At 60.2% G+C, this 19,315-nt stretch carries 20 protein-coding genes; 9 read left to right on the top strand and 11 right to left on the bottom strand.

Features of this window, described 5'->3' with window-relative positions; all coding sequences use genetic code 11:
• Positions 1–5: 5 nt before the first annotated feature.
• The 8 genes from PCOSP_RS22645 to metG all read right to left on the bottom strand — a co-directional run bounded on the left by PCOSP_RS22645 (position 6) and on the right by metG (position 6,778).
• On the bottom strand, positions 6–185 hold the full coding sequence (locus PCOSP_RS22645) for a PA3496 family putative envelope integrity protein (protein WP_139647744.1): 180 nt from the start codon (positions 183–185) through the stop codon (positions 6–8).
• A gap of 107 nt (positions 186–292) precedes the next feature.
• Entirely contained in the window at positions 293–931 is a 639-nt protein-coding gene (gene nth / locus PCOSP_RS22640; RefSeq protein WP_464709554.1) for an endonuclease III, read from the bottom strand.
• Entirely contained in the window at positions 928–1,458 is a 531-nt protein-coding gene (locus PCOSP_RS22635) for an Rnf-Nqr domain containing protein (protein ID WP_464709553.1), read from the bottom strand. Before PCOSP_RS22635 ends, nth begins: the two co-directional genes overlap by 4 nt.
• Positions 1,451–2,062, bottom strand: a complete 612-nt coding sequence (locus PCOSP_RS22630) for an RnfABCDGE type electron transport complex subunit G (RefSeq protein ID WP_464709551.1) — start codon at positions 2,060–2,062, stop codon at positions 1,451–1,453. The genes PCOSP_RS22635 and PCOSP_RS22630 overlap by 8 nt, the downstream gene beginning before the upstream one ends.
• Positions 2,059–3,045, bottom strand: a complete 987-nt coding sequence (locus tag PCOSP_RS22625; protein ID WP_139647753.1) for an RnfABCDGE type electron transport complex subunit D — start codon at positions 3,043–3,045, stop codon at positions 2,059–2,061. The genes PCOSP_RS22630 and PCOSP_RS22625 overlap by 4 nt, the downstream gene beginning before the upstream one ends.
• Positions 3,032–4,045 (bottom strand): electron transport complex subunit RsxB, encoded by a 1,014-nt coding sequence (rsxB, locus tag PCOSP_RS22620; RefSeq protein WP_139647755.1) that lies wholly within the window; start codon positions 4,043–4,045, stop codon positions 3,032–3,034. The genes PCOSP_RS22625 and rsxB overlap by 14 nt, the downstream gene beginning before the upstream one ends.
• Complete coding sequence (locus PCOSP_RS22615; protein WP_175363301.1) at positions 4,042–4,614, bottom strand: Rnf-Nqr domain containing protein; 573 nt, start codon at positions 4,612–4,614, stop codon at positions 4,042–4,044. The genes rsxB and PCOSP_RS22615 overlap by 4 nt, the downstream gene beginning before the upstream one ends.
• A gap of 118 nt (positions 4,615–4,732) precedes the next feature.
• Positions 4,733–6,778: a methionine--tRNA ligase gene (gene metG, locus PCOSP_RS22610; protein ID WP_139647759.1), complete on the bottom strand. Its 2,046-nt coding sequence runs from the start codon at positions 6,776–6,778 to the stop codon at positions 4,733–4,735.
• A gap of 195 nt (positions 6,779–6,973) precedes the next feature.
• Between metG and apbC the strand changes: the two genes are divergently transcribed.
• On the top strand, positions 6,974–8,068 hold the full coding sequence (apbC, locus tag PCOSP_RS22605; protein WP_139647761.1) for an iron-sulfur cluster carrier protein ApbC: 1,095 nt from the start codon (positions 6,974–6,976) through the stop codon (positions 8,066–8,068).
• Positions 8,069–8,193: 125 nt separating this feature from the next.
• Here apbC and PCOSP_RS22600 read toward each other — a convergent pair whose 3' ends face one another.
• Positions 8,194–8,952 carry an SDR family oxidoreductase gene (locus PCOSP_RS22600; RefSeq protein ID WP_139647763.1) on the bottom strand — a complete coding sequence of 253 codons (759 nt, stop codon included), beginning with the start codon at positions 8,950–8,952 and terminating at the stop codon, positions 8,194–8,196.
• A gap of 56 nt (positions 8,953–9,008) precedes the next feature.
• Between PCOSP_RS22600 and PCOSP_RS22595 the strand changes: the two genes are divergently transcribed.
• The 4 genes from PCOSP_RS22595 to groL all read left to right on the top strand — a co-directional run bounded on the left by PCOSP_RS22595 (position 9,009) and on the right by groL (position 12,673).
• Positions 9,009–9,740, top strand: coding sequence for a HugZ family pyridoxamine 5'-phosphate oxidase (locus PCOSP_RS22595; protein WP_175384702.1), 732 nt, complete (start codon positions 9,009–9,011; stop codon positions 9,738–9,740).
• 228 nt (positions 9,741–9,968) lie between these two features.
• Positions 9,969–10,445, top strand: coding sequence for an FxsA family protein (locus tag PCOSP_RS22590; protein ID WP_047701142.1), 477 nt, complete (start codon positions 9,969–9,971; stop codon positions 10,443–10,445).
• Between the two features lie 240 nt (positions 10,446–10,685).
• Positions 10,686–10,979, top strand: coding sequence for a co-chaperone GroES (locus PCOSP_RS22585; protein WP_024779525.1), 294 nt, complete (start codon positions 10,686–10,688; stop codon positions 10,977–10,979).
• Positions 10,980–11,029: 50 nt separating this feature from the next.
• The gene (gene groL / locus PCOSP_RS22580; protein ID WP_313923046.1) at positions 11,030–12,673 is read left to right on the top strand and encodes a chaperonin GroEL; all 1,644 of its coding nucleotides are present in this window, start codon (positions 11,030–11,032) and stop codon (positions 12,671–12,673) included.
• Positions 12,674–12,876: 203 nt separating this feature from the next.
• On the opposite strand, the gene PCOSP_RS22575 is transcribed toward groL, so the two are convergent.
• Both PCOSP_RS22575 and PCOSP_RS22570 read right to left on the bottom strand, forming a co-directional pair.
• Complete coding sequence (locus PCOSP_RS22575) at positions 12,877–13,620, bottom strand: phosphatase PAP2 family protein (RefSeq protein WP_139647767.1); 744 nt, start codon at positions 13,618–13,620, stop codon at positions 12,877–12,879.
• A gap of 53 nt (positions 13,621–13,673) precedes the next feature.
• On the bottom strand, positions 13,674–15,623 hold the full coding sequence (locus PCOSP_RS22570; RefSeq protein ID WP_464709550.1) for an LTA synthase family protein: 1,950 nt from the start codon (positions 15,621–15,623) through the stop codon (positions 13,674–13,676).
• Between the two features lie 243 nt (positions 15,624–15,866).
• Between PCOSP_RS22570 and colR the strand changes: the two genes are divergently transcribed.
• From colR to PCOSP_RS22550, 4 genes are all read left to right on the top strand, one after another.
• Positions 15,867–16,550: a two-component system response regulator ColR gene (gene colR, locus PCOSP_RS22565; protein WP_024779529.1), complete on the top strand. Its 684-nt coding sequence runs from the start codon at positions 15,867–15,869 to the stop codon at positions 16,548–16,550.
• Entirely contained in the window at positions 16,540–17,817 is a 1,278-nt protein-coding gene (locus PCOSP_RS22560) for a sensor histidine kinase (RefSeq protein WP_464709549.1), read from the top strand. The genes colR and PCOSP_RS22560 overlap by 11 nt, the downstream gene beginning before the upstream one ends.
• A 112-nt stretch (positions 17,818–17,929) precedes the next feature.
• Complete coding sequence (locus PCOSP_RS22555) at positions 17,930–18,598, top strand: class I SAM-dependent methyltransferase (protein WP_139647772.1); 669 nt, start codon at positions 17,930–17,932, stop codon at positions 18,596–18,598.
• A gap of 4 nt (positions 18,599–18,602) precedes the next feature.
• Complete coding sequence (locus tag PCOSP_RS22550; RefSeq protein ID WP_139647774.1) at positions 18,603–19,313, top strand: lipopolysaccharide kinase InaA family protein; 711 nt, start codon at positions 18,603–18,605, stop codon at positions 19,311–19,313.
• Positions 19,314–19,315: the final 2 nt, after the last annotated feature.

Raw genomic sequence — 19,315 nt, 5'->3', positions numbered from 1 at the left:
ACGTGTCAGAGGTCAAAGTCGTAATCGGCCAGCTGCTTTTGCAGGCGACGCTCTTCCAGCAGGTTGTCGATGGTTCGGCGTTTGCTCAGATTGGTCTTGGGCACTTCCACCACCGGTTCGGCGTCTTCGGTTTCAATGGCGATGAAATCGTCTTCTACATCCAGTTGTTCTTTGCCAGTACTCATGGGTTCGACTCCAGGCTAAGACTGCCTTTGGGGCACCTTATATCGATAAACCACGAGCGGGTAAAAAAGATTTTTTCAATCGATGTATCTATAAAAGCAATAACGCCTCAATCGTCAGAGGTCTTGTCCTTGTATTCGCACAGGTCTTCAATCCGGCAACTGCCGCAGCGGGGCTTGCGGGCCAGACAGACGTAGCGCCCATGCAGGATCAGCCAGTGATGGGAGTCGAGAAGATACTCCTTGGGCACGAACCTCATCAGCTTCTTCTCCACCTCCACCACGTTCTTGCCCGGCGCCAGGCCGGTTCGGTTGCTGACGCGGAAAATGTGGGTGTCCACTGCCATGGTCAACTGGCGGAATGCAGTATTGAGCACCACGTTGGCGGTCTTGCGACCTACGCCGGGAAGGGCTTCCAGCGCCTCGCGGGTCTGGGGAACGACACTGCCATGGCGCTCGATCAGCAGACGGCAGGTTTCGATCACGTTCTTTGCCTTGCTGTTGAACAGGCCGATGGTCTTGATGTACTCGGACAGTCCCTCTACGCCCAGTGCATGGATCGCCTCCGGGGTGTTGGCCACCGGAAACAGCTTGGCCGTGGCCTTGTTGACGCCGATATCGGTGGATTGTGCCGAGAGGATCACCGCGATCAACAACTCGAACGGCGAGGAGTAGGCCAGTTCGGTTTTCGGCTCGGGGTTGTCTTCGTGAAAGCGACGAAATATTTCCAGGCGTTTTGCGGCGTTCATGGGCGCGGCGTTTCCTCGAGGGTTGATTGGGTTTTGGCAGGCATCCAAGCCTGGTAGGCCCCCAGCAGCAGGCCCAGCAGCAGGAACCCTCCGGGGGCAAGCAAGGCCAATGGGGTGCCATTGCCGATCAGTTCGCGCAGGGTGCCCAAGCTGATCATCAACAGACCGAACAGCCCCGTCAGCTTGAGATAGCCTGGCAGGCGTGGCTCGATGAAAGAACTGTCGTGTTCCAGCGCCACACAACTCAAGGCTATCCAGCCGATGTAAAGGTTCAACGACCGATACCCTTCCAGCCACCAGGCCTGGGCGGCGAGACTGGCGCAGGCGGTCAGGGTCGCGGCCAGGACGACAGAGCTCAGCAAGCGCTGATAAGCGCTCAGGCGCGGCCGCACAAGGCCCATCGCCAAGCCATGGCCGCCGCTGATCAACGTCCACGCCACCCATAGGCCCAGCGCATTGACCAATGAGTTGCTGGCGCCAACCAAAGGCACGAGCAGCAGGCCGCGGGTCAGTGACTGTTTATTCATGGGCAACGCCTCCGGTCAAGGATGCCTTGTGTTCGTCGAAATAGCGCAGCGCATCGTGTACGGCCTGGAGCACTGCCCGGGAGGTCACCGTTGCGCCGGCCAGTTGATCGAATTGCCCTTGGTCCTTTTTCAAGGCCCAACCGCTGTCGCTGGGGGCCTCACGGGATTTGCCGTTGAAGCCTTGCAGCCAGGCGTTAGGCCAACCGGCAATGGCCGCGCCCAGGCCCGGTGTTTCGGTCTGGCGCAGGGTTTTCACCCCCAACAGACGGCCCGACGGGTCGATGGCGATCAGCAATTCGATGCTGCCTTCGTAGCCCAATGCCTGGCTGCGTAGCAGTACGGCGGCGGGCTGGCCGGTACGGGTCGCGAGGTAGCCACCCAGCAACGTGCTATGGGCCAGGGGTACCGGGTCCGTCAAAACCGGCTGTGCCAATGGCCGGTTGTCGTACAGGTCGGTGGGCAAGACCTCGAGCAGGGTTCTATTCGCGAGGGTCTGTTGCTGGCCCTCAATGCGCTCGGCGGTGCCGATTTGCATGAGGTACGTGGCACCGAGGCCGAGTGCGGTCAACAGCGCCAGGAGGGCAACGCCGCCGGGATTTCTCATGGCGCTTGCCGTCCTTGCCGTGCTTCGACGAAACGCTCCAGCGCCGGCACCCCGAGGTTCATCAGCAGCACCGCAAACGCCACGCCGTCCGGGTAGCTACCCCAGATGCGGATCAGGTAGACCAGCAGCCCCACTCCGACGCCGAACAGCAGGCGAGCGAGCGGCGCCTTGGGCCCCGAAACCGGTTCGGTCACGATGAAAAACGCCCCCAGCAGGGTCGCTCCCGTCAGCAGATGAAACAGCGGTGAACCGTGGGAGTCCGAGCCGGAGCCGTTCCAGCACAACAGGCTGATGGTGAACAGGCCGGCCAGCATGCCCACCGGCGCGTGCCAGCTGAATACGCGTTGCTGCAGCAGGAACAGGCCGCCCGTCAGGAATGCCAGGTTGATCCACTCGGCCCCGCGACCGCCGAAACGTCCGAACGCCGGATTGCTGGCGAACAACTCATCGATGGTCAGGCTCTTGTTGATGCGCAAGCTGTCCAGCGCTGTCGCGCCGGCCCAGGCATCGGGAGTGGGATGAACGCCAGCCACCTGTTGCAGGCCTTCAAGCAAGCCGACGCCGTGGGGCATTGGCCATTGACTCATGTGGACGGGGAACGCCACCAGCACCAGGGCGTAACCGAGCATGGCCGGGTTGAACGGATTGTTGCCGACGCCGCCCCACAGGTGCTTGCCGAACAACAAGGCGCAAGCGGCCGCGGTAACCGTCAGCCACCATGGACAATAGGCTGGCAAGGCGAGGGCCAGCAATGTGGCGCTGACCAGCGCGCTGCCGTCGTTCAGCTCGGGTTTGAGCGGTCGATGCCGCAAACGCAGCACCAGTGCTTCGACCGCCAATGCGGTGATCCCGGACAGCAGCAGGTTGAGTACCACGCCCCAGCCATAAAACCACATCAATGCCAGCGCACCGGGTAGCGTGGCCAGCAGCACGCGCATCATCGCTTGCCGTAGGCGCTCATCCGGGGCCTCAGGAAGTGGCATGGGCGTCCACCTGGCGTTCGGCGTTTCTTACCGCCTGCTCCAACGCCTGTACGTCTGCGTCCGGGGCTGCCGCCGCCCGGGCTTTGCTGAGTTCGGCGCGCCGCATCGCCAGTTGGATCTTCGCCCGCTTCAGTTCGGCATCCTGCGCCGGTGCGGCAGTTGGTGCGGCCGGCGGTACGCTGCTTTCCAGCTGTGCCAGGGCCTGCTCCGCCGCTTCGTACTGGTGTTGCAGCACAATCAATTGCGACTGCTGCTCAAAGGTCGGTGGATGACCGAAGGCTTTCAAGGATTTGTTCAGTTGTGCCCGGCTCATGGCCAGGTCGACCTTGGCCTTTTTCAGTGCGGCATCGACGCTGGCGGCTTTTTGCGCACGTACCCGTTCCAGTGCGGCCTGCACCGGATCCATTGCCTGGGGCTGGGCTGGGGTTTTGGCGGCGTGCTGGGTACGTGCCAAGCGCTCCGCCTGACGCTGCTCTTCTTCGCGACGCAAGCGCGCATTGCGTTGTTCGAAGCGCCGCCGGGCATGGTTGCGCTTGGCGGTACGTGCTTGTTGTTCCTCGGGGCTGAAGGCCAGGCCTCCGACAACCGGCAGCACGGTCGCCATCGGCAAGGGCCGCATTTCGATACAGTCGACCGGGCAGGGGGCCACGCAGAGATCGCAGCCCGTACATTCGTCGATGAGGACGGTGTGCATCAGCTTTGCTGCGCCGACAATCGCGTCCACCGGGCAGGCCTGGATGCACTTGGTGCAGCCGATGCATTCGGCCTCGCGGATGAAGGCTATTTGCGCAGGGGCCGAGCCACGGCTGGTATCCAGTTCCAGCACCGGTATTTTCAGCAGGTCGGCCAGCGCGGCGATGGTTTCGCTTGCGCCGGGCGGGCATTTGTTGATCGGCTCGCCCTCGGCGATGCCTTCGGCGTAGGGCTTGCACCCTGGATGGCCGCACTTTCCGCATTGGGTTTGCGGTAGCAGGGCGTCGATACGTTGAATCAGGTTCATGTTTTGACCAGCCCGCGTAATCCAAGGAACGCCACCGCCATCAACCCGACGGCAATCAACTGAACAGGCAGGCCTCGAAAGGGCAGGGGAATATCGTTATTGAGGGTGCGTTGGCGCAAATCTTCGAACAGGCTCAACACCAGCCACAAGCCCAGCCCGGCACCCAGGCTCAAGGCGATGGCGTGGGCCAGCCCTCGATCGTCCTGGCTATTGAGCAGCGCGACGCCCAGTATGCCGGCGTTGCCAAGCAACAGCGGCCACAATCCCTCGAACGGCAGTGCCGGCAGCCAACGCGCCAGCAGGCGCAGCAATGGCCCGATCAACAGGACGCTCAAGGGCAGCCAGGCGAACAGGCGCAGCGACGTCAGGTTTACCGGGACCAGCAGCCAATGGTCGATCAGGTAACCCAGGGTGCCGACCACCAGCATCAGGCATGTCGAGGCCAGGCCCAGGGCATGGACCTGCTGTCTTCCACCGGCCTTCAGCAGCGGATCGACGCCCAGCGGCGAATGCAACACCAGGTTGTTGATCAGGGCAGTGCCGAGCAATGTGAGAAGGATGTCGGACATGATGTATTAGGTGACAAAAGGACCTGTTACAAGATTAGGCATTATCCGGCAGGCCAGATATGAAAATCCCACAGCCGCTTGCAAAGCGTCTGTGGGATCGGTGCAGCGTGCAATCGTCTTACTTGATCCGCTGACCCGGCTTGGCGCCGCTGTCGGGGCTCAGCAGATAGATTTCCTCACCGCCGGGGCCTGCCGCCATCACCATGCCTTCAGAGATGCCGAAGCGCATTTTGCGAGGCTTGAGGTTGGCGATCATCATCGTCAACCGGCCTTCGAGCTTGGCCGGATCCGGGTAGGCGCTCTTGATGCCGGAGAACACGTTGCGTTGCTCGTCACCGATGTCCAGGGTCAGGCGCAGCAGTTTGTCGGCGCCCTCGACGGCCTCGGCCTTGACGATCAGTGCCACGCGCAGGTCAACGGCGGCAAATGCGTCGAACTCGATTTCCGGTGACAGTGGGTCCTTGACCAGTTCGCCGTTGCCGGTTGCAGCGCCGGTGTCGGTCTGGCTGGCGGCCAGGTCTTCCTTGGAGGCGTCGGTCATGGCTTGCACCTTGGCAGCATCGATGCGGGTCATCAGTGGCTTGAACTCGTTCAACTGATGATTGCTCAACAGGGTCTGGTGATCGTTCCAGGTCAGCGGCGCGACGTTCAGGAACGCCTCGGCATCGGCGGCCAGCAGCGGCAGCACCGGCTTGAGGAAAATCACCAGTTGGCGGAACAGGTTGACGCCCAGTGCACAGATCGCCTGGACCTCGTCCTGCTTGCCTTCCTGTTTGTTCAGCGACCACGGTGCCTTGTCGGCGATCCAGGCATTGGCACGGTCGGCCAGGGCCATGATCTCGCGCATGGCGCGGGCAAAGTCGCGGGCCTCGTAGGCTTCGGCGATGCTTGGCGCTGCGGCCAGGAACGCGTCCGTCAGCTCCGGTGCGGCGTTACCCGCCACCAGCACACCGGCGTTGCCCTTGTGGATAAAACCGGCGCAACGGCTGGCGATGTTGACGACCTTGCCCACCAGGTCGGAGTTGACCTTCTGGACGAAGTCCTCGAGGTTCAGGTCCAGGTCGTCGACGCCACGGCCAAGCTTGGCCGCGTAGTAGTAGCGCAGGTATTCCGGCGACAGGTGGTCCAGGTAGGTGCGGGCCTTGATGAACGTGCCGCGGGACTTGGACATTTTCTGACCATTGACGGTCAGGTAGCCGTGGACATTGATGCCGGTCGGCTTGCGGAAACCGGCGCCTTCGAGCATCGCGGGCCAGAACAGGGCGTGAAAGTTGACGATGTCCTTGCCGATGAAGTGATACAGCTCGGCGGTGGAGTCCTTGCCCCAGAACGCGTCGAAGTCCAGCTCCGGCGTGCGGTTGCAGAGGTTCTTGAAGCTGGCCATGTAGCCGATGGGGGCGTCCAGCCAGACGTAGAAGTACTTGCCCGGCTCGTCGGGGATCTCAAAGCCGAAGTACGGCGCATCACGGGAGATGTCCCACTGCTGCAGGCCGGCGTCGAGCCATTCGGCGATCTTGTTGGCGACCGCGTCCTGCAGGGTGCCGCTGCGGGTCCAGCCCTGCAGCATCTGCTGGAAGTCCGGCAGCTTGAAGAAGAAATGCTGGGAGTCCTTGAGCACCGGCGTCGCACCGGAAATCGCCGATTTCGGATCTTTCAGGTCGGTCGGCGCGTAGGTCGCGCCGCATTTTTCGCAGTTGTCGCCGTACTGGTCCTCGGTGCCGCATTTCGGACAGGTACCCTTGATGAAGCGGTCGGCCAGGAACATTTTCTTTTCCGGGTCGAAATACTGGGTGATCGAACGGGTTGCGATGTGCCCGGCGTCACGCAGTTTCAGGTAGATCTGGCTCGACAGCTCACGGTTTTCTTCGGCGTGAGTGGAGTGGAAATTGTCGAAGTCCACCAGGAACTCGGCAAAGTCGGCGCTGTGTTCAGCCTGGACATTGGCGATCAGTTGTTCCGGGGTGATGCCTTCCTTTTCCGCGCGCAACATGATGGCCGAACCGTGGGCGTCGTCGGCGCAGACATAAATGCATTGGTTGCCGCGATGTTTCTGGAAGCGCACCCACATATCGGTCTGGATGTACTCCAGCATATGGCCGAGGTGAATCGAACCATTGGCATAGGGCAGGGCGCTGGTGACGAGAATCTTGCGTGGCTCGGACATGGGGCTCGGCTACTTAGATGAAACGGAGGTCGGCCACTATAAAGCGCCGGCGGCTTTTTTTCACCCTTCGGGCCGGTTTCGGGGCTGCGGAAAATATTGCGTCATGCGCGAACTATGAGCACAAAAGTATTCACATATCGGTAATCGGGTCTAGGATAGCGACCTGTTTTTCAAGTCCTGCTATCGGAGTTGCCCATGAGCGCCGTCAATCGCGCAACGGTGGAAGCCGTCCTTCGCCAATACACCGACCCCTACCTGAACCAGGATCCGGTCAGCGCTGGATGTGTACGCGCCATCGACATCCAGGGTGAGCATGTCAGTGTCCAGCTGGAAATCGGCTACGCCGCCGATCTGTTCAAGAGCGGTTGGGCGCAGATGCTGCAGATGGCAATCGAGGCCCTGGACGGTGTGACCACCGCCAAGGTCGATGTCACCAGCGTGATCGTCCCCCACAAGGCCCAGGCGCAGGTGCCGGGTTTGGCGAACGTCAAGAACGTGATCGCTGTGGCCTCGGGCAAAGGCGGTGTGGGCAAGTCCACCACCGCAGCCAACCTGGCCCTGGCCCTGGCCCGTGAAGGGGCGAAGGTCGGGATGCTCGATGCGGACATCTACGGTCCGAGCCAGGGCATCATGTTCGGCATTGCCGAAGGCACCCGGCCGCAGGTCAAGGACCAGAAGTGGTTCGTGCCGATCCAGTCCCATGGCGTGGAGGTCATGTCCATGGCCTTCCTCACCGACGACAACACGCCGATGGTCTGGCGCGGGCCGATGGTGTCCGGTGCCTTGCTGCAACTGGTGACGCAGACCGCCTGGGGCGACCTGGATTACCTGGTGATCGACATGCCGCCGGGCACCGGCGATATCCAGCTGACCCTGGCGCAGAAAGTCCCGGTGGCCGGCGCGGTCATTGTCACCACGCCCCAGGACCTGGCCCTGCTGGATGCCCGCAAGGGGGTGGAGATGTTCCGCAAGGTGAACATCCCGGTGCTGGGCGTGGTGGAAAACATGGCGGTGCACATCTGTTCGAACTGCGGGCACGCTGAACATCTGTTCGGCGAAGGCGGCGGCGAAAAACTGGCCACCCAGTACGGCGTCGAATTGCTGGCTTCGCTGCCACTGTCGATGCTGATCCGCGAGCAGGCCGACGATGGCAAGCCGACGGTGATCGCCGAGCCGGACAGCCAGATCGCCATGGTCTACCAGGAACTGGCCCGTCATGTGGGCGCGCGGATCGTGTTGCAGGAAGCGGCTGCACCGGCGATGCCGAATATTACTGTCAGCGACGACTGACAAGCCGGAGGCAAATCCTGTGGGAGCGAGCCTGTTCGCGATAGCGGAATTACATTCAACCTCGCGTTGACTGACACACCGCCAACGCGAGCAGGCTCGCTCCCACACTGGCTTTTGCGGCGGTTTTACATCCGCAACCCGCCATCCATCTCCAGGATCCGCCCGGTGTAATAGTCGTTCTCGAAGATATAGGCTGCTGAATGAGCGATCTCTTCGGGCCGGCCCATGCGCTTGAGTGGAATCCCGGAGGTCATTTTCTCCAGGGCCTCAGGCTTCATGCCCAGGGTCATCTCGGTTTCGATGAAGCCCGGTGCGATGCCGGCGACACGAATGCCGTAGCGCGCCAGTTCCTTGGCCCAGGTCACGGTGGCGGCTGCCACACCGGCCTTGGCGGCCGAGTAGTTGGTCTGGCCGATGTTGCCGGCCCGGGAGATCGACGAGATATTGATGATGGTGCCGCTGTTCTTCAGCTCGACCATTTTCGCCGCCACTTCACGGGTGCAGAGGAACACACCGGTGAGGTTGACGTCGATCACGGCCTGCCACTGGGCCAGGCTCATCTTGGTCATTTCGCCGTCCTTGACCTTGAGCAACAGGCCGTCGCGCAGGATCCCGGCATTGTTGATCAACCCGTGGATCGCGCCGAAATCTTCGGCAACCCGGGCGACCATGTCGCTCACCTGTTCTTCATTGGCGACGTTGCACAGGTATGCCCGGGCTTCGACGCCCTTGGCCACGCAGGCGGCAACGGCCTGGTCGAGTTTCTCCTGGTTGAGGTCCACCAGGGCGAGCTTCGCGCCTTTGTCGGCAAAATACTCGGCCATGGAGCGGCCCAGACCCTGGCAACCGCCGGTGATAATGATTACTTTGTCAGTGAGTTGCATGCGTATATCCAGGTGTCTGAGCGTTTTTAGACGAATTTTATCAAGGGAGTCATAAATTGAGCGTTGATGCTGCCAAGCATGCCCGAGAATTGCTGCTCAAGGAATACCGTGGAATGCTCTCCACCCATTCCAAATCCATGCCTGGATTTCCGTTCGGCTCCGTGGTGCCATATTGCCTGGACGAGCAGGGCCGGCCGCTGATCCTGATCAGCCGCATCGCCCAGCACACCCACAACCTGCAGAAAGATCCCAAGTGTTCCATGCTGGTGGGCGAACGGGGCGCCGAAGACGTACAGGCCGTGGGGCGCCTGACCTACCTGGCCGAGGCACGGAAACTTGAAGACAGCGCCGCCATCGACGCTGCCGCCGAGCGTTACTACCGCTACTTCCCTGAGTCGCAGAACTACCACAAGGCCCACGATTTCGATTTCTGGGTGCTCGATCCGGTGCGCCATCGCTACATCGGCGGTTTTGGCGCCATCCACTGGATCGACCGGATCACCTTGGCCAACCCCTTTGCCGGCAAAGCCGAGGCGAGCATGATCGAGCACATGAATGCGGATCACGCCAAGGCCATCGCCCATTACGTCGATCTGGCCGGCCTGCCCAGGACCGAAGCGGCGCAACTGGTGGGCATCGACAGCGAAGGCATGCATCTGCGCATTGGTCAGGGGCTGCATTGGTTGGCATTTCCAGCACCCTGCAATACGCCGACACAAGTTCGCGAAGCCTTGGTTTATCTGGCCCACGCCGAAGAATGGCCGAAAAATGCAGAGGCCGACGCTTGAATTCACGAAAGGCCGACGTCATTTAGGTTTTCATAGCTAGTGGCCTGTGTGGCTAATTCGTGCACTCAACTTCGGCGCCAGGGTTTGTCAGCCTGCGTTGCCATTCCTCGCCGTAGCGGGGCTACGACTCGTCATGGCGCCTTGCCTGGCAAGCCCTGACACTCGAATTTGAGTACTCGAATTAACCGTACAGGCCACTAGGCATTCTTGCGTTGAGGAAACCATTTGATGCGCCCTTTTTTATTGCTCTTTCTGCTGTTCCCGGTGTTGGAGCTGTTCGTATTCGTCAAGGTCAGCGGTGCGATCGGCTTTTTCCCGGCCCTGCTGCTGGTCATTCTCGGCTCGATGCTCGGCGTGTTCGTGTTGCGCATCGCCGGCCTCGCTACGGCCTTGCGTGCCCGTGAAAGCCTGAGCCGCGGCGAGCTGCCTGCCCAGACCATGCTCGAAGGCCTGATGCTGGCCCTGGGCGGCGGTCTGTTGATCCTGCCTGGCTTCATCAGCGACGTGGTGGGCCTGATCATGTTGTTGCCTTTCACCCGTCGGTTGCTGGCCAACAAGATGCGCCAGCGAGCCGAGGAACAGGCGATGCGCCAGCGGGCGTTTGCCGACGACCTGCAGCCCCGTGGTGGCCCGGCGCCGCGAGAACCCCTGGGCCGCGAGCCCAATGTGATCGAAGGCGAATTCGAGCACCGCGACTCCAAATAAAACCCACCACACGGCACCTTCGGGTGCCGTGTTCGTTTGTGCGATGAAGAAATTTTTTTCGGTCCGGCCCTTGTAATCCCCTTGTACGCCCTTATGTATCGGTCACCGCAAGGTTTCCGGTGGCAACACCGGACAGACTTCCGCGGTTCGACTGACGAACCGCACCCGGCTCTGCCGGCTTTTGTTAAACCCGCCGGGACTACACCGGCCGATGAAAACCAAAATTAGGAGAGATCGACAATGAAGCTTCGTCCTCTGCATGACCGCGTCGTCATCCGTCGCAGCGAAGAAGAGAAGAAATCCCTTGGCGGTATTGTCCTGCCAGGTTCGGCTGCCGAGAAAGCCAACCACGGTGAAGTTCTCGCTGTAGGTACCGGCCGTGTGCTGGACAACGGTGAAGTGCGTGCGCTGGCCGTGAAAGTGGGTGACAAGGTCGTGTTCGGCCCTTACTCCGGCAGCAACACAGTAAAAGTCGACGGCGAAGAACTGCTGGTCATGGGCGAGAGCGAAATCCTCGCTGTTCTCGAAGGCTGATTTCCCCGCTCATCTTCCCGCTACTACACAGTATTTAAGGAATATCGATCATGGCTGCTAAAGAAGTTAAATTCGGCGATTCCGCCCGCAAGAAAATGCTCGCCGGTGTCAACGTCCTGGCTGACGCAGTAAAAGCGACCCTGGGCCCGAAAGGCCGTAACGTGATCATCGAGAAGAGCTTCGGCGCTCCGACCATCACCAAGGACGGCGTTTCCGTAGCCAAGGAAATCGAGCTCAAGGACCGTTTCGAAAACATGGGCGCGCAGCTGGTCAAAGACGTTGCTTCCCGTGCCAACGACGACGCCGGTGACGGCACCACCACCGCCACCGTCCTGGCTCAATCGATCGTCAACGAAGGCCTGAAAGCCGTCGCTGCCGGCATGAACCCGATGGACCTCAAGCGCGGTATCGACAAGGCGACCATCGCCATCGTCAAAGAGCTCAAGGCCCTGTCCAAGCCGTGCGCCGACTCCAAGGCCATCGCCCAGGTAGGCACCATCTCGGCCAACTCCGACAACTCCATCGGCGACATCATTGCCGAAGCCATGGAAAAAGTCGGTAAAGAAGGCGTGATCACCGTTGAAGAGGGTTCGGGCCTGGAAAACGAACTGTCTGTCGTGGAAGGCATGCAGTTCGACCGTGGCTACCTGTCGCCATACTTCGTCAACAAGCCGGACACCATGGTTGCCGAGCTCGACGGCCCGCTGATCCTGCTGGTCGACAAGAAGATCTCCAACATCCGTGAAATGCTGCCAGTGCTGGAAGCCGTTGCCAAAGCCGGCCGCCCACTGCTGATCGTGGCCGAAGACGTTGAAGGCGAAGCCCTGGCGACCCTGGTTGTGAACAACATGCGCGGTATCGTCAAGGTGGCTGCCGTCAAGGCACCAGGCTTCGGCGACCGTCGCAAGGCCATGCTGCAGGACATCGCCGTCCTGACCGGCGGTACCGTGATTTCCGAAGAAATCGGCCTGAGCCTGGAAAGCACCACCCTGGAGCACCTGGGTAACGCCAAGCGCGTCATCCTGTCCAAGGAAAACACCACCGTGATCGACGGTGCCGGCGTTGAGGCTGACATCCAGGCTCGCGTTGCCCAGATCCGTGCACAAGTAGCCGAGACTTCCTCCGACTACGACCGTGAAAAACTGCAAGAGCGTCTGGCCAAGCTGTCCGGCGGTGTTGCTGTCATCAAGGTTGGCGCCGGTTCCGAAGTTGAAATGAAAGAGAAGAAAGCCCGCGTTGAAGACGCCCTGCACGCCACTCGTGCAGCCGTCGAAGAGGGCGTGGTACCTGGCGGTGGCGTGGCGCTGGTTCGTGCTCTGCAGGCCATCAGCGAGCTGAAAGGCGACAACGCCGACCAGAACGTAGGTATCACCCTGCTGCGTCGCGCTGTTGAAGCACCGCTGCGCCAGATCGTTGCCAACTCCGGTGACGAGCCAAGCGTCGTGGTCGACAAGGTCAAGCAGGGTTCGGGTAACTACGGTTACAACGCTGCTACCGGCGAATACGGCGACATGATCGAAATGGGTATCCTGGACCCGGCCAAAGTGACTCGTTCGGCTCTGCAGGCTGCGGCCTCCGTTGCCAGCCTGATGATCACCACCGAGGCGATGATCGCTGAAATCAAGGAAGACGCTCCAGCTGGCGGCGGCATGCCAGACATGGGCGGCATGGGTGGCATGGGCGGCATGATGTAAGCCAGCCTTACCCCTGCACTGAAAAACCCCGCCTGCGCAAGCAGGCGGGGTTTTTTATTGGCTGGCGTTGGAAGTACTTTCGTTATTCAGCCAACTTCTGTGGGAGCCGAGCTTGCTCGCGATAGCGGTGGATCCGTTTGCAATGATGTCGGACATCCCGCTGTCATCGCGAGCAAGCTTGGCTCCCACAGGTCCGATGCTGCTCAGGCATTGACCGGTTGTGCTTCGGCCAGGGGCTCTGCCCTCGTGGCCGGCCGGTAGAGGACGAAGTAATAACACCCCAGGCTAATCAGCCAGCAGAACACCGCTGTCCACACGTTGTGCGAGAAGAAGTGTGCCCCTTGCATCATCCGGCCCACGGAGAACACCGTTCCCAGGGTGAAGGCAAGTATGAAGGCCCGTCGGGCCAGGCGCGGCTTGCGGTCGCGCAGTACGAAGAACAATGCGAACAGTGTAAATCCGGTGGCCGCATGGCCGCCGGGCCAGCATCTGCCCGGTTTGTGGGTGTCTGGCCGCGGGCTCAGCAGTTCACTGTAGGTTTCCTTGCCACCGAACTCCTTCAGGCTCCAGGGGCATTGCACCGCCGTCACCGCTTTCATCGGTGTGACGAAAGATGTCGCCAGCGCCAGGGAGAGCACCAGGCAGCCCAACTCACGTTTGAAGGGTTTAAGTCGGGTGACAAAAAAAGCGCTGATGAAGCCGATGACGGAAAACACCGAAAAGGCGATAACCACTTGTTTCGCCCGGTCATGGAGGATGTCTTCCAGGAAAAAACTGTGTCGTCCAATGAAGTCGCCAGCGGCCGGGTCATAGAACAGCTGGGCAAGGTTCATGTCCAGGTCGGTCCATTCCAGCAAGATCAGAATGATCGCCGTAACGACGGGAATGCCCAGATATAGCCAGAAATTCAGGGGGCGAGGGGAAGAGCGTGGAACGCTTGACGGCATGACGGATCCTGCACAAAGAAAGCGCCCCAGGCCATCCTCCCGGGGCAGTTTGGTTAACGTTCGCTGACTTGCTCGGCACCCTCCATGGGTGCTCTCCAGCCAAGCAGCTGTTGCTTGAAGCCATAACTGGCGGTTTGGTAATACGTAATGGCGCGGCCGATCAAAGGATCGTCACTGGTTGCCCGGGACTCGCGGCTTTCGGTCAGTGCATCATCATGCCGACGCAGGCCCTGACGCGGGCTGAGGATCGCCAGATCCTTGCCGTCGAACAAGCCCAGATGCTGGTAATTGCCGACGACGACGCGGGGCGGTAACGGATTGTCCTGTAACAGGTTGAGACCGAAGAAGGTCGATCTGTAGTCCAGATTCAGCAACCCGAGCAAGGTCGGAGCCAGGTCAATCTGACTGGCGAGTTGGGCGTTTTCCCGTGGCTCGATCAGCTTTGGCGCGTAAATGAACAGCGGGATCTGATAGTTACTGATGGGCAGGTCTTCCTTGCCGGCGCTGCCAGCGGTGTGGTCGGCCACGAAGACGAAAATCGTATTATCGAACCACGGTTTCTGCCGTGCCTGTTCCAGGAACTGACCAATGGCATAGTCGGTGTACTTGACCGCTCCATCCCGTCCGTTGCCGGATTTGATATCGATCCGGTTATCCGGGTAGGTGTAGGGGCGATGGTTGGAGGTCGTCATCAATTGCAATAGAAACGGCTGCTGCTTGGCATAGTTGGCGTCGGCCAGTTTCAACGTCTGCGTGTACAAGTCCTCATCGGCCATGCCCCAGGCATTCTTGAAGTGGATTTCGGACTCCTCGACGCTGCTCTGATCGACGACACGATAACCGTTGCCGCTGAAAAAAGCGTTCATGTTGTCGAAGTAGCCGCGGCCACCGTAGACGAACACGCTGTCGTAACCGATCGCGCTCAATTGTTGCCCCAGGCTGGCAAAGCCGCTTTCCCGGCCGATCCGCTTGACGATCGAACGTCCTGGCGTCGGCGGAATGGCCAGGGTAATGGCTTCCAGGCCACGGTCGGTACGGGTACCGGTGGCGTAGAAATTACTGAAATACAGGCTTTGCTTGCGCAAGGCATCCAGGTTGGGGGTCAGGTCGCGTTTGTCACCGTTGCTGCCCAGGTACTTGGCGCTGAGGCTTTCGATGGTCACCAGCACAATGTTCGGTTTGCGAAGGGTGCCGGGATTGTCGATCATCCGCCGGATGTCTTGTGGGTCTTCACCGATGAAACGTGCATTGGGCTCGTTCAGTTCGGCGCGAATATGTTGGGCGACGGTCGCCGGGGCCAAGCTGCTGTAGAACTGTCCGTAGTCCAGTTCGTTGTTACGGAACGCAGCGAAGAACTGGTATGGCCCGTTGCTCGCCAACTCGTTCTGATAGGCGTTGCCGCCCTGGGCGCGTGGCGCATCCTGGCTGAGTAATTGCAGGCTCAGGCCGGCGACGGCGAGCAGGCCCAAGGCATTGACCAGGCGTCCGCGAACAGCGGGCAATGGGGCGTCCAGCGCGGCCTTGAGCGGTTTGCGCAAGACCAGGCTCAAACCCACCGCCAGTACGGCGAGAATCGTCAGCAGGGTGCCGATCGGGTAGGACTCCAGTACGTTGTTCAACACCTCATCGGAATAGACCAGGTAGTCGACGGCGATGAAGTTGAAGCGCACGCCGAACTCATCCCAGAACAGCCATTCGGCCACCGAGGTGAACAGCATGGCGAACAAACTGACCGTCAACAGTCCCTGGAGAAACCAGCGATGGCCGCGACGGCGCCACAAGGCCGCAGGACAAAGCAATAGATACAGGCCCAGCGGCAGGATTGCGTAGGCGAGGAAGCCCAAGTCATACAACAGGCCAATGCCGAAGACCGAAAGGGCGCCACCACCGGATTCATCCAGGTGTGCCAACAGCAAAACGGTTCGGGTCAGCAGAAACACCACCAGCCAGGCGCCGGTGATCAGCAGCAAAAAGCGCATGGGCGCCATTTTCAAAAAGTCCATTTACTACATTCCCTATAGATCAAATCGATAGCGCGAAAGTGTTGCGCCCTCACTGTAGTCAGGTTGTGAACCGATAGTGAAAACTTCATCAATAATGTGGTCGTCCGAAGCCGTTGACGCATGTCGTTTCCGGTCCGTGTGCCGAGTGGGCGCACGAATTAGCCACATCACTGGTCCTGAGTCTTCATTGGCCGTAAGCTGCGCGGGCCAAGACGGCCGTTAACCGTATACGCAGAGGTGCCCATGCGAATTCTATTGGTCGAAGACAACCGTGACATCCTGGCCAATCTGGCCGATTACCTGGGCCTCAAGGGCTATACCGTCGATTGCGCCCAGGACGGTCTGTCGGGCCTTCACCTGGCTGCGACCGAGCATTACGACCTGATCGTGCTCGATATCATGCTGCCGGGCATCGACGGCTACACCTTGTGCAAACGCCTGCGCGAAGATGCCCGGCGCGATACGCCGGTGATCATGCTCACCGCCCGGGATCAACTGGACGACCGCCTGCAAGGCTTCAAGTCCGGGGCCGATGATTATCTGATCAAACCCTTCGCCCTGTCGGAGCTGGCGGCGCGGATCGAAGCGGTCATGCGCCGGGCCCAGGGGGGCGGGCGGCGTGCGTTGCAGGTCGGCGACCTGAGCTATGACCTCGATACCCTGGAGGTGACCCGCGAGGGCAAGCTGCTCAAGCTCAACCCGGTCGGCCTGAAGTTGCTGGCGGTACTGATGCAGAAGAGTCCTCACGTGTTGCGTCGGGAAATCCTTGAAGAAGCCTTGTGGGGCGATGACTGCCCGGACAGCGACAGCCTGCGCAGCCATGTCCACCAACTGCGCCAGGTGATCGACAAACCGTTCGAAAAACCATTGCTGCATACCGTGCACGGTGTCGGTTATCGCCTGGCCGAGGGCCGCGATGGAGTTTAAGCAGAGCCTTGCCCAACGGATCATCATCGCGTTTGCCTTGATGAGCGCATTGGTGGCCGGAGCGTTCGCCATGGGAATCGTGGCAACGGTGCACCTGGTGGAGGAGAAGTTGATTTCCTCCGGGTTGGGCGGCGATCTGCAACGCCTGTTGCTGATGGACAGTGTCTCGGACTGGAATCATCGTCCGGAACCTGACCAGTTGTTCTATTTCAGCGGCGGCCAGGGTGACTTCGAATTGCCCAAGGATCTGCGCCATCTGGAGCCCGGCTTCCACGAGGTGTTTCGCGAACAATTGTCCTATCACGCCATGGTGGAGATCGTTGACGGCCGGCATTACGTGTTGCTGCAAGACCAGAGCGACTTCGAAGAACGCGAGCGGGTGCTGTTCGCCGTGGTGCTGGTGGGCTTCGTGCTCAGCCTGGCCCTGGCGGTGTTCCTCGGCTGGATCCTGGCACGCCGGGTGATGGCGCCGGTGGTGCGCCTGGCCCGGCAAGTGCGGCACCGCGACCAGCTCCTCGGACTCGCCCCTCCGTTGGCGCCTGATTATGCCGCCGATGAAGTGGGTGAACTGGCGGTGGCGTTCGACGCGACACTGGGGCGTTTACGCCAGGCCTTGACCCGCGAGCGGTTGTTTACCAGTGATGTCAGCCATGAATTGCGCACGCCGTTGATGGTCTTGGCGACCTCCTGCGAACTGTTGCTGGAAAACCCGGCGCTGGATCAACGTGGTCGTACCCAGGTCGAGCGCATCAGCCGCGCCAGTGAAGAGATGCGTGAGCTGGTGCAAACCTTCCTGATGCTGGCCAGGGCTCAGCGCGAAGATAGCGGCATGTCGCCTCGCCTGACCCTTGGTCAGGTGGCGGAAAATCTCCTCGGCGCATGGCGTGCGGCCATCGAATCCAAAGGCCTGACGCTGATTTTCGAGCCGGGCCAGCCTGTGGATACGCCCTATAACGCCACGTTCCTGACGGCGGTCATGGGCAACCTGCTGCGCAATGCCTTGCACTACACCGACCAGGGCTTCATTCGCCTCACGCTCTGTGGGACTGGATTCGTGGTGGAGGACAGCGGTGTGGGCATTCCCGAGGAGAAGCGCGAGGCGATGTTCGAACCGTTCGTGCGCGGCAATGAAAAGCGCGGCGAGGGGCTTGGGTTGGGGTTGTCGCTGGTGCAGCGGATTTGCGAGAACCAGGGCTGGGTGGTAAGCCTCAGCACGATGGAGCCCAACGGTTGCCGTTTCGAAGTTGAGTTGAATCCGAAGGAGTGAGTGCGTCCTGAAAAATCTTGTAATCATTAAGAAGGTTGCATGACTTTTTTTTCACAAAGCGATGACACACCGATTCATAAGGTTGGACCTGTCTGAAATGGAGGTCTCCTTAATGTCCAAACCCGTCAAGCTCGATTTTTCCGAAAAGTACGACGAGCAGCATGCCCAGAAATACTTCCATAAGCATCGAAGCGGCTTGAGTCGCCGTCTCTCCAATTGGCGAGATCAACAACTGGCCAAGCGTGCATTGGCACTTGCCGGTGACCCGGGGCTCGTATTGGATCTGCCTTGCGGTGCCGGGCGCTTCTGGTCCTTGCTGGCCGAAAAACCGAATCGCGTTATCATCGGCGCGGACAATTCCGAGGCGATGATCAAGACTGCAATGGAGTCTCAACCCGCTGATGTCGTAAAACGGGTACAACCCTTGCACACATCTGCGTTCGACATCGCCTTGCCTGATAACGCCGTCGACAGCATTTTTTGCATGCGTCTGCTTCATCACATTGGTGAACCCGCGCATCGACTGGCCATTCTGAAGGAGTTCGCGCGTGTCAGCCGCGACAGCGTGATTATTTCATTGTGGGTCGATGGCAATTTCAAGGCCTGGAAACGCAAGCGTCAGGAGCGTAACCGTGGGCAGAAAGACTACCAGAATCGATTTGTGTTACCGGTCGCTACAGTAGAAGAAGAGTTTCGGCAGGCTGGGTTTCGTATCCAGGAACAACTGGACTTCATACCGCTCTATGCCATGTGGCGAGTTTATGTATTACGCAAGAGGTAACAGCATGGTTGCGCAGGTAGCAAACACCCAGGAGATTTCCCGCAACAGTTTCGACCATTTCTGGAGCATGCAAGGTGAGTGGGTAGAGGAGCCCAATGTGCGCCGTGGCGGCGAAAGTGGTGTACAGCGGATCATCGGCAAGGACGGCGAGCTGCTTTACGCCAAGCGCCAGACTGGACACATTTATCGCAGTTGGCTGCATCCGTTCGGTCGTCCGACCGTGCTGCGTGAACAGGACGCGCTCCTGGCGTTGCCTCGACTCAACGTCCGGGTACCCGAGCTGGTTTTCTGTGCGGCCCAACCGGACCCGGACCATAAATGGCGGGCGTTGCTGGTGACTCGTGCGCTTGAAGGTTTCGAGGAGATCGAGCACTGGTATGCCGGCGGCGGTCGCGAGCGTCATGGCGAAGCGGTGCATGACCAGATCCTTCGGGACCTGGCCGAAAACCTGGCCCGCATGCACAAGGGCCGATGGCAACACAGCTGCATCTACATCAAGCATGTTTTTGTGCGTGTGACCGGGGAAGGCGAAGCGGCGAAACCCGAAGTTGCCCTGTTGGATCTGGAGAAGTGTCGCCAGCGCCTGACTGCCCGACGGGCTGCATCCCATGACATGAAGCAGCTACGGCGCCATTCGTCGTTCAGCGATTCTGACTGGAAAAAACTCGTCTACTTTTATGAGACGGCGTTTGGCAGCGCTATCAAAGGCTTATAACG

It is taken from the genome of Pseudomonas sp. MAFF 730105, assembly GCF_055380705.1.
This window is presented reverse-complemented; position numbering and strand designations above follow the sequence as displayed.